Source organism: Spirosoma soli (genome assembly GCF_042684525.1).
Lineage (GTDB): Bacteria > Bacteroidota > Bacteroidia > Cytophagales > Spirosomataceae > Spirosoma > Spirosoma soli.
Window position 1 is genome coordinate 155818 of record NZ_JBHULN010000013.1, and the last position, 14735, is coordinate 170552.

The 14735-nt window shown below is 50.3% G+C and carries 11 protein-coding genes; 6 read left to right on the forward strand and 5 right to left on the reverse strand.

Annotated features, from left to right (window positions below; all coding sequences use genetic code 11):
* Positions 1-12: 12 nt before the first annotated feature.
* On the reverse strand, positions 13-639 hold the full coding sequence (locus ACFSUS_RS19855; RefSeq protein ID WP_381525483.1) for a Uma2 family endonuclease: 627 nt from the start codon (positions 637-639) through the stop codon (positions 13-15).
* 153 nt (positions 640-792) lie between these two features.
* On the opposite strand from ACFSUS_RS19855, the gene uvrA reads away from it, so the two are divergent.
* The 4 genes from uvrA to ACFSUS_RS19875 all read left to right on the forward strand — a co-directional run bounded on the left by uvrA (position 793) and on the right by ACFSUS_RS19875 (position 6844).
* Positions 793-3666, forward strand: coding sequence for an excinuclease ABC subunit UvrA (gene uvrA / locus ACFSUS_RS19860; RefSeq protein WP_381525484.1), 2874 nt, complete (start codon positions 793-795; stop codon positions 3664-3666).
* 55 nt (positions 3667-3721) lie between these two features.
* Positions 3722-4129, forward strand: coding sequence for a hypothetical protein (locus ACFSUS_RS19865; protein WP_381525485.1), 408 nt, complete (start codon positions 3722-3724; stop codon positions 4127-4129).
* Entirely contained in the window at positions 4129-5379 is a 1251-nt protein-coding gene (locus tag ACFSUS_RS19870; protein WP_381525486.1) for a metal-dependent hydrolase family protein, read from the forward strand. Before ACFSUS_RS19865 ends, ACFSUS_RS19870 begins: the two co-directional genes overlap by 1 nt.
* 178 nt (positions 5380-5557) lie before the next feature.
* Positions 5558-6844 carry a citrate synthase gene (locus tag ACFSUS_RS19875; RefSeq protein ID WP_381525487.1) on the forward strand — a complete coding sequence of 429 codons (1287 nt, stop codon included), beginning with the start codon at positions 5558-5560 and terminating at the stop codon, positions 6842-6844.
* A 99-nt stretch (positions 6845-6943) separates the two neighbouring features.
* Here ACFSUS_RS19875 and ACFSUS_RS19880 read toward each other — a convergent pair whose 3' ends face one another.
* Both ACFSUS_RS19880 and ACFSUS_RS19885 read right to left on the reverse strand, forming a co-directional pair.
* Positions 6944-8470 carry an RtcB family protein gene (locus ACFSUS_RS19880; RefSeq protein WP_381525488.1) on the reverse strand — a complete coding sequence of 509 codons (1527 nt, stop codon included), beginning with the start codon at positions 8468-8470 and terminating at the stop codon, positions 6944-6946.
* 42 nt (positions 8471-8512) lie between these two features.
* Complete coding sequence (locus ACFSUS_RS19885; RefSeq protein WP_381525489.1) at positions 8513-9622, reverse strand: slipin family protein; 1110 nt, start codon at positions 9620-9622, stop codon at positions 8513-8515.
* Positions 9623-10178: 556 nt separating this feature from the next.
* On the opposite strand from ACFSUS_RS19885, the gene ACFSUS_RS19890 reads away from it, so the two are divergent.
* On the forward strand, positions 10179-11282 hold the full coding sequence (locus ACFSUS_RS19890) for a helix-turn-helix transcriptional regulator (RefSeq protein WP_381525490.1): 1104 nt from the start codon (positions 10179-10181) through the stop codon (positions 11280-11282).
* A gap of 125 nt (positions 11283-11407) precedes the next feature.
* Here ACFSUS_RS19890 and recA read toward each other — a convergent pair whose 3' ends face one another.
* Together recA and ACFSUS_RS19900 are read right to left on the reverse strand one after the other, a co-directional pair.
* On the reverse strand, positions 11408-12502 hold the full coding sequence (recA, locus tag ACFSUS_RS19895; RefSeq protein WP_381525491.1) for a recombinase RecA: 1095 nt from the start codon (positions 12500-12502) through the stop codon (positions 11408-11410).
* A 177-nt stretch (positions 12503-12679) separates the two neighbouring features.
* Positions 12680-13174, reverse strand: coding sequence for a hypothetical protein (locus ACFSUS_RS19900; RefSeq protein ID WP_381525492.1), 495 nt, complete (start codon positions 13172-13174; stop codon positions 12680-12682).
* Positions 13175-13445: 271 nt separating this feature from the next.
* Here ACFSUS_RS19900 and eno point away from each other — a divergent pair, with 271 nt between their 5' ends.
* Positions 13446-14723, forward strand: coding sequence for a phosphopyruvate hydratase (eno, locus tag ACFSUS_RS19905; protein WP_381525493.1), 1278 nt, complete (start codon positions 13446-13448; stop codon positions 14721-14723).
* Positions 14724-14735 lie beyond the last annotated feature (12 nt).

The following is a 14735-nucleotide window of genomic DNA, read 5'->3' on the forward strand; positions in this document are numbered from 1 at the left end:
TGACCCTATTCACTATAATTCGGTAATCGTTATCCCTTTTCGAACTAAATAAGCACCAATATTAAACGTGTGTCCGTCCATGATTTCTACATCCTTGTTCCAGTCGACGGTTTCTGTTCGGTCGGGCGTGGCAATCAGGACTACTTGTGCGTCGGTGAGGACCCAAATAATTTTATGCACGCCAAAGTAGAACAGCTTACGGGTCTTTTTGTAGATATAGCCGTTTTCGGTCATTCCTTCGCTGTCTGCCTCAATGTCGATCTCAATGGCAAGCAGGGGCGGCACGTCGGAATACTTCTTCGAGATTTTGGCGGGTGTCAGCACGGTCTGATCGTAGATGGCAATATCGTTCGCCAAATTGTTACGATGGTCGAGATGAACGCCTGACTCGCCGGTGAGCACGAAATACTTATCTTCATCAAGAAACCCAAAGATTACTTTCATTAAATGTGAAATAATAATCGACTGGAGAGTACTGGCTCCCATAATTTCTTCAACTGTTTTTATGCCTGACAATACGTCCCGGTAGCCTTTTCGATAGACAGGCTTACCATCCATAATTTCGTAGATCAGGGAATCGGGTATTTTACGCCGGGGTTTGGGAGCCGGTCGGCGGGGGGCATCATAAGCAATAGCCATAAAAATTACAGATCAGTATAGCCAAATATAGGCAATTTGCGGGGACGGTCAATAGGACAAAACGGTCGTCTCCCCGGAAACTCACACCGCTGGTTTTACGTTGCTATTTAGAATAAGCCATCGCTTCGGCGATCCGACCACAACAAATATAACGTGACGACGGAAGAAAAAGCCACCGGTCAGCAGGCCGGACTCACTGACATTGACCTGACGGGTTACGACCAGATCGAGGTCCTCGGTGCCCGCGAACATAATCTGAAAAATATTGACGTTACGATCCCCCGCAATAAGCTGGTGGTCGTGACAGGTATCAGCGGTAGTGGCAAATCGTCGCTGGCGTTCGATACCATTTACGCCGAAGGCCAACGGCGCTACATGGAAAGCTTTTCGGCTTATGCGCGCTCGTTTATCGGCGATATGGAGCGGCCCGATGTTGACAAGATCAACGGCCTCAGCCCGGTGATCTCCATTGAGCAGAAAACGACCTCAAAAAACCCTCGTTCCACTGTCGGCACCACCACGGAGATTTATGACTTTCTGCGACTCCTGTATGCTCGGGCTGGCGAAGCGTTCTCGTACGTAACGGGGCGCAAGATGGAACGTCAATCCCAAGACCAGATCATTGATACGATTCTTGGTCAATATGAAGGACAAAAGCTGACATTATTGGCCCCGGTCATTAAAGGACGAAAGGGGCATTACCGCGAACTGTTCGTGCAAATTGCCAAGACCGGCTACACCAAAGTACGGGTCGACGGCACTGTGCAGGACATTGTCCCGAAGATGCAGCTCGACCGGTACAAAATACACGACATTGAAATCGTGATCGACCGGCTCGTGCCTAAGCCAGATGACCGCTATCGACTCAGTCAGTCCGTACAAACGGCGTTAAAGCAAGGTAAAGGTGCCATGCAGATGCTCGACGGTGCCGGGACGTTGGTGTATTTTTCGCAAAACCTGATGGACCCCGAGTCGGGCATCAGCTACGATGAGCCGTCGCCTAACTCGTTTTCGTTTAACTCACCTTATGGCGCCTGCCCCGTTTGTAACGGTTTGGGAGTCGTTGAAGAAATCACCGAAGAATCGGTTATTCCTGATAAGTCATTAAGTATCAGCCGTGGTGCTATTGCACCTCTGGGCGAGTATCGTGAGTTGTGGATATTTAAAGAAATTGAAGCGATTCTTAAGAAGTATAAGCTGAACCTCAGCACACCTGTTGCCAAGTATCCTGATGACCTGGTGCACGCGCTGATGTACGGTACTGAAGACGAAGCTACAGTTCCGTCGAAGAAATACCCTGGCGAGGATTACTACAGTTTTAAGTTTGAGGGCATTGTCAACTTTCTGAAACGTCAGCAGGAGAACAGCACCGACAAAATTCAGGAATGGCTCAAGGACTTCATGGTGGTCAAGACCTGTCCTGAGTGCGCTGGCGCCCGATTGAAGAAAGAGTCGCTTTATTTCAAGATTGACGATAAGAACATTTCCGAATTAGCCCGGATGGACATTTCGGAATTAACTACTTGGTTCGACGGCTTAGAAGACCGCCTGAGTGATCGGCAGAATACTATTGCGAAAGAGATCTTAAAAGAGATTCGCAAACGTATTGGATTCCTACTGGACATTGGTTTGGACTACCTTACGCTAGATCGCCCACTTCGTACCTTATCGGGTGGGGAAGCACAGCGCATCCGGCTGGCGACGCAGATTGGCACCCAACTGGTTGGCGTATTGTATATTATGGACGAGCCGAGCATTGGTCTACACCAGCGCGACAACGTCAAATTGATAGATTCGTTAAAGAACCTGCGCGATTTAGGCAATACTGTGCTCGTCGTTGAACACGACAAGGACATGATGCTCGAATCCGACTTCATTCTGGATATTGGTCCCGGTGCCGGACGTCATGGCGGACAGGTTGTCGGCATTGGCACGCCCGAGGAGTTCTTACGAAACGGTAGCACAACGGCTGATTACCTGAGTGGCCGACGTAACATCGACGTCCCGACCGAACGGCGCAAAGGCAACGGTAAGTTTCTCATTATTAAGAACGCAACCGGTCATAACTTAAAGAACGTAACACTGAGATTGCCACTTGGCAAGATGGTCACGATCACCGGCGTGTCGGGTAGTGGTAAATCATCACTAATTCACGAAACGCTGTTCCCAGTGTTGAACCGGCACTTTTACAAGTCGAAGCGTGAGCCACTGCCATTTAAGTCGGTGGACGGTTTAGAACACCTGGATAAGGTTATTGAAGTAGATCAGTCGCCCATCGGAAGAACCCCTCGTTCAAACCCAGCGACGTACACGGGCATGTTTTCGGAGATTCGGACCCTGTTTGCCGAACTGCCCGAAGCTAAAATCCGGGGGTACAAACCCGGCCGATTCTCATTTAACGTGAAGGGTGGCCGCTGCGAAGACTGCGAAGGGGCGGGCATGAAGAAGATCGAGATGGAGTTTCTGCCCGACGTTCATGTCATGTGCGAAACCTGCAAAGGTAAGCGCTTCAACCGCGAAACCCTGGAGGTTCGTTTCAAAGGCAAATCCATTGCCGACGTGCTCGATATGACCGTTGAGCAGGCATTGGACTTCTTCGCCAGCCAGCCAAAGATCCTGCGGAAGGTGACAACGTTGAACGACGTTGGCTTAGGTTACATCACGCTTGGTCAGCACGCAACAACTTTGTCGGGTGGTGAGGCACAGCGGGTGAAATTGGCAGAAGAACTTTCTAAAAAAGACACCGGCAAGACGCTGTATATTCTCGACGAGCCAACCACCGGTCTACACTTTCAGGACATCTCGCACCTCCTGGACGTGCTGAACAAACTCGCTGACAAGGGAAATACCGTCCTAATTATCGAGCACAACCTTGATGTCATCAAAGTCTCCGACCACCTCATTGACTTAGGTCCCGAAGGCGGCAACAAAGGCGGTCAGATCATCGCCGAAGGCCCCCCCGAAAAGGTAGCAGAGGTAAAGGGGAGCTATACAGGGAAGTTTTTGAAGATGGAGCTACAAAGCTAGAAGCAGGGAAATACGCTATCTTCGTGGACTCAAAACAACCTGCGAAAATCGGTTTATGCGTAATCCCTTCTTTTACATTTTGCTACTTGTGCTAATCGTTTTAGACGGCTGGCTTTTATCGCACCCCAATCTGATCGGTCAGGCTGGGGTGTTCTTTTTTGATTACACCTTTCTCGAAACGGTTCCCAAAGCGCTGGCCACGGTTTCAGGGGTAGTCATAGCAGCCTTACTGATTACGTGGGTTGTGTGGCAATTAGGGCGCCCAGTGTCAACCATACTTTTAATTGTGCTACTGGCTGCATCGGGTTACTATTTATTTCAAAGCTTCACGCATTATAACGGAGGTATTTACAAACTGACGGGCGCAGGCTTTCGGGCAGGAGCGGTTTTACTACCTGGGTTGGTAGTGCTAGTATTTGGAGCGGGCTTAATTGATTCATTACAAAGAAAGCCACGTCGCTGATGAGACACCTGTTAACTATCTGGGCTATTCTGTCCGTCACCTTTACCACCGCCCAAACCACCTACCTCCTCCGCCCCGACCGCGTCTTCGATGGCGAAAACAGCCACGACGGTTGGGTCGTCCGCGTGAAAGGGGATAAGATTGAAACCGCCGGGCCAGCGAGTTCTGTGTCGGCCAACGGCGCGGAGGTAATTGACCTAAAAGGCACTACACTCATGCCGGGTATGATTGAAGGCCATTCGCATTTGTTCCTTCACCCCTACAACGAAACCCCCTGGGATGATCAGGTGCTGAAAGAAGCGCGTTCGCTGCGGGTAGCCCGGGCAACGGTTCATGCGCAAAAGACCCTGCTGGCGGGCTTTACGACCGTTCGGGATTTGGGAACCGAAGGCGCTGATTACGATGATGTCGGTCTAAAACAAGCCATTAATCAGGGTATTATTCCTGGTCCACGGATGATGATTGTTACGCGGGCACTCATTGCTACGGGTAGCTATGCGCCCAAAGGATTTAGCGCTGACATTGACGTACCTCAGGGAGCCGAAGAAGCCGACGGGCACGACGCATTGATTCAAGCCGTTCGGCGGCAGATTGGCAAGGGGGCCGATGCCATTAAAATCTATGCTGACTACCGATGGGGACTCATGGCCGAAGCGCGACCGACCTACACTGTTGACGAAATTAAGCTAATCGTGGAGGTGGCTAAAAGCAGCGGTCGTAGCGTAGTAGCCCACGCCAGTACAGCCGAGGGTATGCGCCGGGCCATTGTAGGCGGCTGCGAAACCGTTGAACACGGCGACGCAGGAACGCCTGAAATCTTCAGGCTCATGAAAGAACATGGCACAGCCCTTTGCCCGACGTTGGCCGCGGGTGATGCCGTAAGCCAGTACCGGGGCTGGAAGAAAGGGCAAGATCCCGAGCCAGCACGGATTCGTGAGAAGCGGGTGACATTCAAACAGGCACTAGACGCGGGCGTAACCATCTGCGCCGGGGGCGACGTGGGCGTATTCAGTCACGGTGATAACGCCCGTGAGCAGGAGATGATGGTAGATTATGGCATGAAACCGCTGGATGTCCTGCGCTCTACGACATCGGTCAACGCCGATGTGTTTCACCTTACCGACCGGGGGCGTGTTAAGGCCGGATTGTTAGCCGATCTGGTAGCTGTGGAAGGTGATCCAGTAAAAACGGTAGCCAGTCTACGCCGGATTAAACTGGTTATGAAAGGGGGACAGCTTTACAAACAATAGCATAAAACTTATTAGATGTTCTCGGGGTTACACCTTAATACAACTGTTAGACGGCTTTTTTAATGTATTTTCATCCGTCGTTTATGTTTTTGGGCTAATTTCGCCCGGCATGGACGTGCCCCGATGCTCGACAAGCTGCTAATCCATTATTTGTGAATACTCTACCCTGATTTTCTGTATGGCAAACACTGCTGAATTAACCGTCGATGGCAAATCCTATTCGTTTCCAACGCTAGAGGGAACAGAACACGAAAAAGCTTTCGACATTTCCAACCTCCGTGACCAAACCGGCTACGTTACCTTAGACCGGGGCTATAAAAACACTGGTGCAACCCAAAGTGCTGTTACATTCCTCGACGGTGAGCAGGGCATTTTACAGTATCGCGGTTATGCCATCGAAGATCTGGCGGCAAAGGCATCATTCCTGGAAGTTGCTTATTTACTCATCTACGGCGAGCTACCCACCCAAGAGCAATATGCTCAGTTTGAGAACTCTATTCGTCGTCATACACTAGTGAACGAAGACATGCGGAAAATCTTCGACGGTTTTCCGGTCAATGCGCACCCAATGGGTGTACTGGCGTCGCTTGTCAGTGCTATGAGTGCCTTTTACCCTGATTCCTATGAAGGCGCTGGATTAAATAACATCGACCTACACATTACTCGGTTGTTAGCCAAATTACCAACGCTGGCCACCTGGTCGTATAAGCGGGCAATGGGTCACCCCATTAATTACCCCAAAAACAACCTCGACTACATCCCAAACTTCTTGAATATGATGTTTGCGCTGCCCGTCGAAGACTATAAAGTTGATCCGGTTGTAGCCGAAGCATTAAACGTGCTGCTGATTCTTCATGCCGACCATGAACAAAATTGTTCGACCTCAACGGTTCGGTTGGTGGGTTCGTCGCAGGCCAATATCTACTCGTCGATTTCGGCGGGTGTTAGTGCGCTTTGGGGTCCTCTGCATGGCGGAGCCAACCAGGAAGTAATTGAGATGCTGGAAGAAATTAAAGCCAACGGTGGCGACGTAGCCAAGTATGTTGACATGGCGAAGAACGCTAAGACAACTGGCTTCCGGCTGTTTGGCTTTGGTCACCGCGTTTATAAAAATTTCGACCCACGCGCCAAAATCATTAAGAAAGCGGCTGATGACGTCTTAGCCAAACTGGGCGTTAACGACCCTGTGCTGGAGATAGCGAAAGGCCTTGAAGAAGCTGCCTTGAACGATGAATACTTCGTACAGCGCAAACTCTACCCGAATGTCGATTTCTATTCGGGTATCATCTACCGGGCACTGGGTATCCCGACAAATATGTTTACGGTGATGTTTGCGATTGGCCGTCTGCCGGGCTGGATTGCTCAGTGGAAAGAAATGCGCGAGCAGAAAGAACCCATTGGCCGCCCCCGCCAGATTTACACCGGTGCAACATTACGTGAGTTCAAATCAATCGAGCAACGGTAAGATTCGCGAATAGCTTAATGACATAATGCAGAAACCGGTAACTCTAAATCAGTTATCGGTTTCTGCATTAATTGACTTTTGTAATTCTGTTTTGGGCTGTTAGTCCTCTCTCGCTTCTTTCCGATTCGCATCCGCCATACGGACGATACGGGGCGTAAATTGGGCCAATACCTCTACCAAATCGCGCTGGGCGTCGATCACCGTTTCGATGTTTTTGTACACCATAGGCGCTTCGTCGAGGTCGCCCCCGATCAACTGCACGTCGGCGGCCTGCAAGGCTTGGTCAAGCTGCGGACGCGTAATGGTATCGAACGCTTTTGTGCGCGACATAACCCGTCCGGCGCCGTGAGAAGCGGAGTTCAACGAATCGGCTAGCCCGAGTCCCCGCACAACAAAGCCAGGCTGGGTCATCGACCCCGGAATAATACCCAGTACATCAGTTCCGGCAGGCGTTGCGCCTTTTCGATGCACCATAACAGGCTGTCCGTCGGGCAGTTGTTCCTTCCAGGCAAAATTGTGGTGATTTTCGAGCCGGATTATTGGATTCTGATTCAGTGTCTGAGCAATCTTATTATGAATTTCATGGTGGTTAGCGGAGGCATAGTCACCTGCCAGATTCATGGCAATCCAGTACTCCTGTCCTTCTTCCGTATTCAGATCAAGCCAGGCCAGATGAGCCGCCTGCTTAGGTAGCCGCGTCTTCTGCATGGCCAGTTTTGAATAATGGCCCGCGACGTTTGCGCCAAATCCCCGCGAACCCGAATGCGACAGCAAGGCCAGATATGATCCAGCTGGAAGCTGAAGCTGCTCGTCTCGTTCGCTGACCGACAAAATACCCCATTCCACAAAGTGATTTCCCGTACCCGAGCTGCCTAGTTGCCGGTACGCCTTGTCTTTCAATTCACGAATGACCTTCGTAGCGCGCCATTCGTCCCTGTCCATAATTGTCTCATCATACTTTGTACGGGTTTCACCCCCGATGCCAAAGCGTGTATTGTCCAGCAGAGCTTTAGTCAGCAACGTCGAATCACGCTCCAGGACAGCCGGAGGAAGGTCAAACACGGACAAGCACATCCGACAGGCAATGTCGACGCCCACGGCATAGGGAATAATCGTGTTGATGTCGGTAGCCAGCACTCCGCCAATGGGCAGCCCATACCCCTGGTGTGCATCAGGCATGAGTGCTCCAGCTACCGATATGGGTAAGCTGGCGGCTGTTTCCATTTGTCGAAGGGCGCCCTCTTCAATATGCTCGCGCCCAAAAATCGCATACGGTAGCGGATTGGCGCGTAGTTCGTAATCGGCCACCGCCTGGCTCTCGCTAGCGTTCAGCACGTAAGGCGGTGGCTCAGGGGGCAGGTAAGTAGTTCCTGCTTCACTTAACGGAACGGCGACTCCCTGTTTATTAAGCTCATAAATAGCCTGCGCCAGGTTCGTCACCTTATTCTTTGAGTAGGCAAACTTCTTAGGGTTCTGAAGCATCTGGGCCATCAGGCTCAACACCTTATCTTTAGGCAAACCGGCCCGTTGAATCAAGCCATTGCCTACACGTAAGAAAGCGGCATGCAAATTAGCCGGAACAGGGGCCAGCGCCAGAATATCGTCAGTGGTCAATAACGTTTCCATAATTGTTTAAGGCTCCGCGCCCAGCCTGGGCGCGGAGTGAGATTAATTTTTAGATGTACCAAATAACCCTTTCAACTGATCCAGAAGCTGGCCATTACCCGACAGCGAAATCGAGCTAACCTTCTCGGCAATTTTCTCGACGTATTCCATCTCTTTCAGTTTCCAAAGCATCTCGTTTTCTTCCATGAGCCGGGCGGTGTTGAGCAAGCTCCGGGTCGATGCGGTTTCTTCCCGGCGCATGATGGAGTTTGCCTGCGCTTTTTTCTCCGCCATCAATACCTGGTTCAGAATATCACGCATATCGCCTGGCAGGATGATGTCTCGTAGACCACCCCCACGCAATTCAACGCCAATAGCCTCGGCTTTACCCGCACTGCTACGAATTACAACCTCGGCCAAGTCGCTTTTTGTCTCCAGCAACTGATCCAAGGTCTGGTTACCAATGTATTCGCGCAGGGCCAGCTGCATCAATACGTACAGTTGGCGGTCATACTCTTTGTTATCAACCAGAGCCTTCATCACGTCGACCACCCGGTACTGCACGAAGAAACTAACCCGCAAGCTGGCTTTATCACGGGTCAGGATTTCCTGCCCCGATACTTCCATCTGCTGCTGGCGCATATCTACTTTCAGCACGTGAACAGGAATATTATTCTTCCACCAATGATAGGTACCTGCATCCAGTACTCGGCTAAACGTCCAGTCGATGAACAGCACGCCTTTTTCGTGGGCTTCCACGGTGTAACTGCGGACATATGCTGACAAAGGCTGTGGCAATAGCGAAGCCAGGTCAACTTCGGCGGGAACAGCCAGTTGAGTCAGGTCGACGCGCACATACGTAAACTGGTGAACACCTTTCCAGAATGCCCACCGACCGCGGTTGAGCAGACGCTGATACTGCCCGTTTTCGTACTGCAACACCAGTTCGTTATCGGCTACGTCGATTACGTCCAGCTCAAATGCCACTTCAGGCTCGGCCAGCAGTATGGCCAGATCGACCGGCGGCTTTTCGAACAGCATACCCCGGTTATAGATGTGCACTGTTTCGTTCGGCCAGAGCCAGTGCGTACCGGTGGACAGCTTCCGAACGAAACCACCGTGGCGGAATACTAATCCGATCTGAAAAGACTGAACGCGAACTACTTGTATCATCATTATAACGGTTTACGTGTTGCCACTCAATAATAAACCAAGGCGGGGTTGCCCATCCAGCCCATACGGAAACGAAGGCACCGACGCTACGACCGGGTTCTCGTGACAACGGGGCTCCGTCGGTGCTGGCTCCCTAAGCGAGAGCGGTTACCGCCGTCATGCCGTTGCGCGGATTACTGGCGTTGGGCTACAGTTGCGTTCGTTTGCTGGTACAGGTTGAATTGCCAGCTAGCCGCGTTTTGCAACTAGAAGCAGGACAACCCGGCTTGGCTTTACGAATCTGGTGACCTTTTTAGAAGTGGTCATCTTCACCAACCAACGGTTCAGCTTTGTGGGCTGACGCGGGGGTCGAACCCGCTTTTCGAGATAAAGATTTCACAGCGTCGGCAGCATATCATTGGCCAGGGACTACGACACTACGGGGCTATGTAAAACCCACGTCAGGTCCGGCGTTGGATGCCTTTATCGGAAGCAAAAGTGATAAGCACCTGCGCAGTGTTTTTGCGTAGTAAAAAAAAGATTCCGTTTTTTCTAAAAAATTATTGCTCTATTCGCTATGCCCGCTAACCGTAATGCCCTGATTCGCTACAAAACCATCGACGCCTGCCTACGTAACCGACAGCGAAAATGGACCCTCGACGCGTTAGTCGAGAAAGTATCTGATGCGCTTTACGAATACGAGGGCATCGCAAAAGGAATCAGCCGACGGACGATTCAGGCCGACATTCAGCTCATGCGGAGTGATAAGCTTGGGTATTTTGCACCGATTGTGGTCCGAGAGAAGAAATACTACACTTACGAAGACCCGACCTACAGCATCACCAACCTGCCCCTGTCGGAAAGCGATTTGTCGCGCATGAACGAAGCAGTGGAAGTATTGAAACAGTTTCGAGGCTTTTCGCATTTCAATACGCTAAACGAAGTAGTGCAGCGGCTCGAAGATCATGTTTATTCGACCGCCCAGAAAACTGCATCGATCATCGATTTTGAAAAGAATGACAACCTGAAAGGATTACATTATTTGGATGTACTGTATCAGGCCGTAGTGCAGCAGCGACCCGTTGAATTGAGTTATCAGTCTTTCCGGGCCCGCAACCCACAAACGTTTCTGTTTCATGTCTGGTGGCTTAAGGAATTTAAAAATCGTTGGTTTGCGGTAGGCGTGAAAGATGAACGTCGGCTGGTTATGAATCTGGCGCTGGATCGTATTCTGGCCGTAGAGCCAGTTACAGATGCTGAGTACATACCTCGGCAAGACTTAAATCCTGAAGACTACTATCGACACGTTATCGGCGTAACGGTCAGCGACAGGCTACGGGCAACCGACGTAAAGCTGTTTGTCAGCGCTTTGCACGCGCCGTATGTCGAAACTAAACCCCTGCATCCATCGCAACGGGTGCTCGAACGCCGAGATGATGGCATAATCATTCTCCTGAATGTGCAACTCAATTTCGAATTGGAGAAAGAAATTCTGGGCTTTGGTGAAGGTATGGTTGTGCTGGCTCCGGAACGGTTCAGAAATAGTATGAAACAGCGATTTATGCTGGCGCTGGCCCAGTATGACCAACAGGCTGAAGCGAATAGTGCCTTGATGAAAGAATTAACTTCGTCTTCACCTACAAAAGCTAGCGGAGATACTGTTGATACGAGTTTGCAGTAAACTCTTCGCGTTAGCCAGTTGAGTATAGTCTGAGACTACCGCACCGGCGGAACGGCCCAACCCTTTTTACGCAAAAAAGGTAGGAATCGCTCCCTACCTTTTCAATTTAAGTATGCTTCTACGGCTTAGTCCTCAATTTCACCTTCGTCGTCAGCATCCGTTCCTTCCAGAACAGGGTCGAGTAAGGCGTTTTCATCTTCGGCAATCTTCGCCCGAATCTTACCTTCTATTTCAGCCATCAATTCAGGGTTGTCAAGCAGCAGTTCCTTCACCGCATCGCGACCTTGAGCCAGACGGCTTGTGCCATACGAGAACCATGAACCTGATTTCTTAACGATTTCCATTTCGACAGCCAGGTCAAGCACTTCACCGACTTTCGAGATGCCTTGTCCGTACATAATGTCGAACTCAACAACCTTGAAAGGAGCAGCCAGCTTGTTCTTAACGACCTTCACTTTCGTGCGGTTACCCACTACGTTGTCAGCACCTTCTTTGATCTGACCAATACGCCGAATGTCCAGACGAACCGATGCATAGAACTTCAGAGCGTTACCACCAGTCGTGGTTTCGGGGTTACCGAACATCACACCGATTTTCTCGCGCAACTGGTTGATGAAAATGCAGCAGCAACCCGTCTTGTTGATTGTACCGGTTAGTTTCCGCAACGCCTGCGACATCAGACGGGCCTGCAGACCCATTTTGCTTTCGCCCATCTCGCCTTCAATCTCGGCCTTCGGCACAAGGGCTGCTACGGAGTCAATAACGCAAATGTCAATAGCTCCCGAGCTGATCAGGTGTTCAGCAATTTCAAGGGCCTGCTCACCGTTGTCGGGTTGCGAAATCAGGAGGTTTTTGGTATCAATACCAAGCTTTTCTGCATAAACGCGGTCAAATGCGTGTTCGGCATCAATGAAGGCAGCCAGACCACCCGCCTTTTGCGCTTCGGCAATGCAATGCATTGTCAGTGTAGTCTTACCTGATGATTCCGGGCCATATATTTCGACCACACGACCACGAGGCATTCCGCCAATACCCAACGCCAAATCCAGCCCGAGCGAGCCAGTAGAAATTACCGGAACGTCTACGACTTTGCTTTCGCTCAGGCGCATAACTGTGCCTTTGCCGAACGCTTTGTCAAGTTTCTCAATGGTGGTTTGAAGGGCTTTTAATTTACTGTCATTAGCAGATGCCGTGGCTTGCGCCGTATCTGATTTTGCCATGTTAGGAGGTTGTTTTAAACAGATAAAATTAACCAAAAATGCCCGGATTACCAAACGGTTTTCGAAAATAGTTAGGCCGTCTCATCTATATATCTGGCAGAAAATAACCAAACGAAAAATGACCGCTATTCACCTTGATAATAAGATAATTAGCGATCATTTTTAAGAATTAGAAACTTATAGCGTAGAGTCTGCCGTGGCCGGTTGCGACTGCGTTGGGGCAGGTTGCTGAACCTGTGGCTGTGGCTGCTGACTCTGGCCTTGCTGAGTACCCGGGTAAGCTGATGTATCGCCGTTTGGACGAGCAGGTGGCCCAACTATTTCTACTCCTGTTATGTAGTACTTAGTCTCGCCATTCCAGGGGAATTTCAGGATCTTCTCCTCGTAATGAAGTGTTACGCGCTGGCCCGTTTTAACAGCGTCTGTAATTTGTTTGGCAACGGCCTCGTCCTTTACCGAAAAATCAAAGTATTGGGGTGTCAGCGAGCCGGTTTCCCCCGAAAAGCCGCCTACATTTAGAACGCCTTCGTATGTTTTGAAGATAAACCCTCGACGGCTGAACTTAGAAACGGTACCAGCCCGTTCACCGTCGCTGTAACTCCAGCCGGTCAACGCATACAATACGCCAAAAACTACCAATAGGAATAATAAAAAGTACAGTAACCCTCGCATGGATTTGGTTGGTTTAATTACGGATATGACCGCACAAATAGACAAAAATTTCTGACAACTCTTGTTTTAGAACAGTGTTGAACTTGAATTGTTCGTAGAGTGACCTACCAGTGGATTGTCTTTTCCTATCCGCCTTCTGAAGTTTTGCCCCGTATTTCGTTACTTTGCCCCCGATACGTCGATCAGGTTAATAGCTTGGTAGTCATGTCTGAAAAACCGGCACGCCGGAACGATAAAATAGTTCGTTGTTAACCCCTCTTAATTCTCTGCAATGAGTACCATCCAAAGCATTCATGCCCGTCAGATTCTGGATTCACGCGGTAACCCAACTGTTGAAGTAGATGTTCGCACCGAAAATGGTTTCCTGGGACGAGCAGCCGTGCCATCGGGCGCGTCAACCGGCACTCACGAAGCCGTAGAACTGCGCGACGACGACCCGAAGGTTTACGTTGGCAAAGGAGTTTTGAAAGCCGTTTCGAACGTCAACGAATTGATATTTCCTGAGTTAGTTGGCATTTCGGTTTATGAGCAAAGCCTGGTCGATAAAATCATGCTTGAATTAGACGGAACGCCCAACAAAGGCCGCTTGGGAGCCAATGCCATTCTGGGTGTATCCCTGGCCGTGGCAAAAGCGGCCGCCCAGGAAGCAGGCATGCCAATCTATCGTTACGTAGGCGGTGTTAATGCCAACACCCTGCCCGTACCGATGATGAACATCCTCAATGGAGGTTCTCACGCCGACAACTCAATTGACTTCCAGGAGTTCATGGTTATGCCCGCCAATGCGCCAAGCTTCTCCGAAGCGCTACGGATGGGTACCGAGATTTTCCATACGCTCAAGAAGGTTCTGAAAGGCATGGGCCTAGCCACAAACGTAGGTGATGAAGGTGGTTTTGCGCCAAACATCAAATCGAACGAAGAGGCTATTCAAACTATTCTGCAAGCCATCGAAAAAGCAGGCTACCGGCCGGGCGAAGATGTTTGGATTGCTATGGATGCTGCCGTATCGGAGTTCTATGATGCAGAATCAGGCATGTATCACTTTAAGAAGTCAACCGGCGATAAGTTAAACTCATCTGAAATGGCTACCTATTGGAAAGAATGGGTTGACAAATACCCAATTCTGTCCATTGAAGATGGTATGGCAGAAGACGATTGGAGCGGTTGGAAACTACACACTGAACTGCTGGGCAAACGTATTCAACTAGTGGGCGATGACCTGTTCGTAACTAACGTAACGCGGGTGCAGCAAGGCATTGAGCAGGGTATTGCCAACGCCGTACTGGTGAAAGTAAACCAGATTGGTTCGCTAACCGAAACGATCGACACGGTCAACCTGGCGAAGCGTAACGCTTACAAAAACATCATGTCGCACCGCTCGGGCGAGACCGAAGATTCAACCATCGCTGACCTGGCTGTGGCGTTGAATACGGGCCAGATCAAAACAGGTTCGGCGTCGCGTTCTGACCGGATGGCAAAGTACAATCAGTTACTCCGCATCGAAGAGGAATTAGGCGAAACCGCTTATTTTCCAGGACTTAAATTCTAGCAGTAAGTGCAG

What these genes read in the sequence shown, in the direction of transcription:
- ACFSUS_RS19875 (WP_381525487.1), top strand. Translation starts at nt 5,558, where the DNA reads ATGGCAAACACTGCTGAATTAACCGTCGATGGCAAATCCTATTCGTTT.
- ACFSUS_RS19865 (WP_381525485.1), top strand. Translation starts at nt 3,722, where the DNA reads ATGCGTAATCCCTTCTTTTACATTTTGCTACTTGTGCTAATCGTTTTA.
- ACFSUS_RS19880 (WP_381525488.1), bottom strand. Translation starts at nt 8,470, where the DNA reads ATGGAAACGTTATTGACCACTGACGATATTCTGGCGCTGGCCCCTGTT.
- ACFSUS_RS19855 (WP_381525483.1), bottom strand. Translation starts at nt 639, where the DNA reads ATGGCTATTGCTTATGATGCCCCCCGCCGACCGGCTCCCAAACCCCGG.
- ACFSUS_RS19870 (WP_381525486.1), top strand. Translation starts at nt 4,129, where the DNA reads ATGAGACACCTGTTAACTATCTGGGCTATTCTGTCCGTCACCTTTACC.
- ACFSUS_RS19890 (WP_381525490.1), top strand. Translation starts at nt 10,179, where the DNA reads ATGCCCGCTAACCGTAATGCCCTGATTCGCTACAAAACCATCGACGCC.
- ACFSUS_RS19900 (WP_381525492.1), bottom strand. Translation starts at nt 13,174, where the DNA reads ATGCGAGGGTTACTGTACTTTTTATTATTCCTATTGGTAGTTTTTGGC.
- recA (WP_381525491.1), bottom strand. Translation starts at nt 12,502, where the DNA reads ATGGCAAAATCAGATACGGCGCAAGCCACGGCATCTGCTAATGACAGT.
- eno (WP_381525493.1), top strand. Translation starts at nt 13,446, where the DNA reads ATGAGTACCATCCAAAGCATTCATGCCCGTCAGATTCTGGATTCACGC.
- ACFSUS_RS19885 (WP_381525489.1), bottom strand. Translation starts at nt 9,622, where the DNA reads ATGATACAAGTAGTTCGCGTTCAGTCTTTTCAGATCGGATTAGTATTC.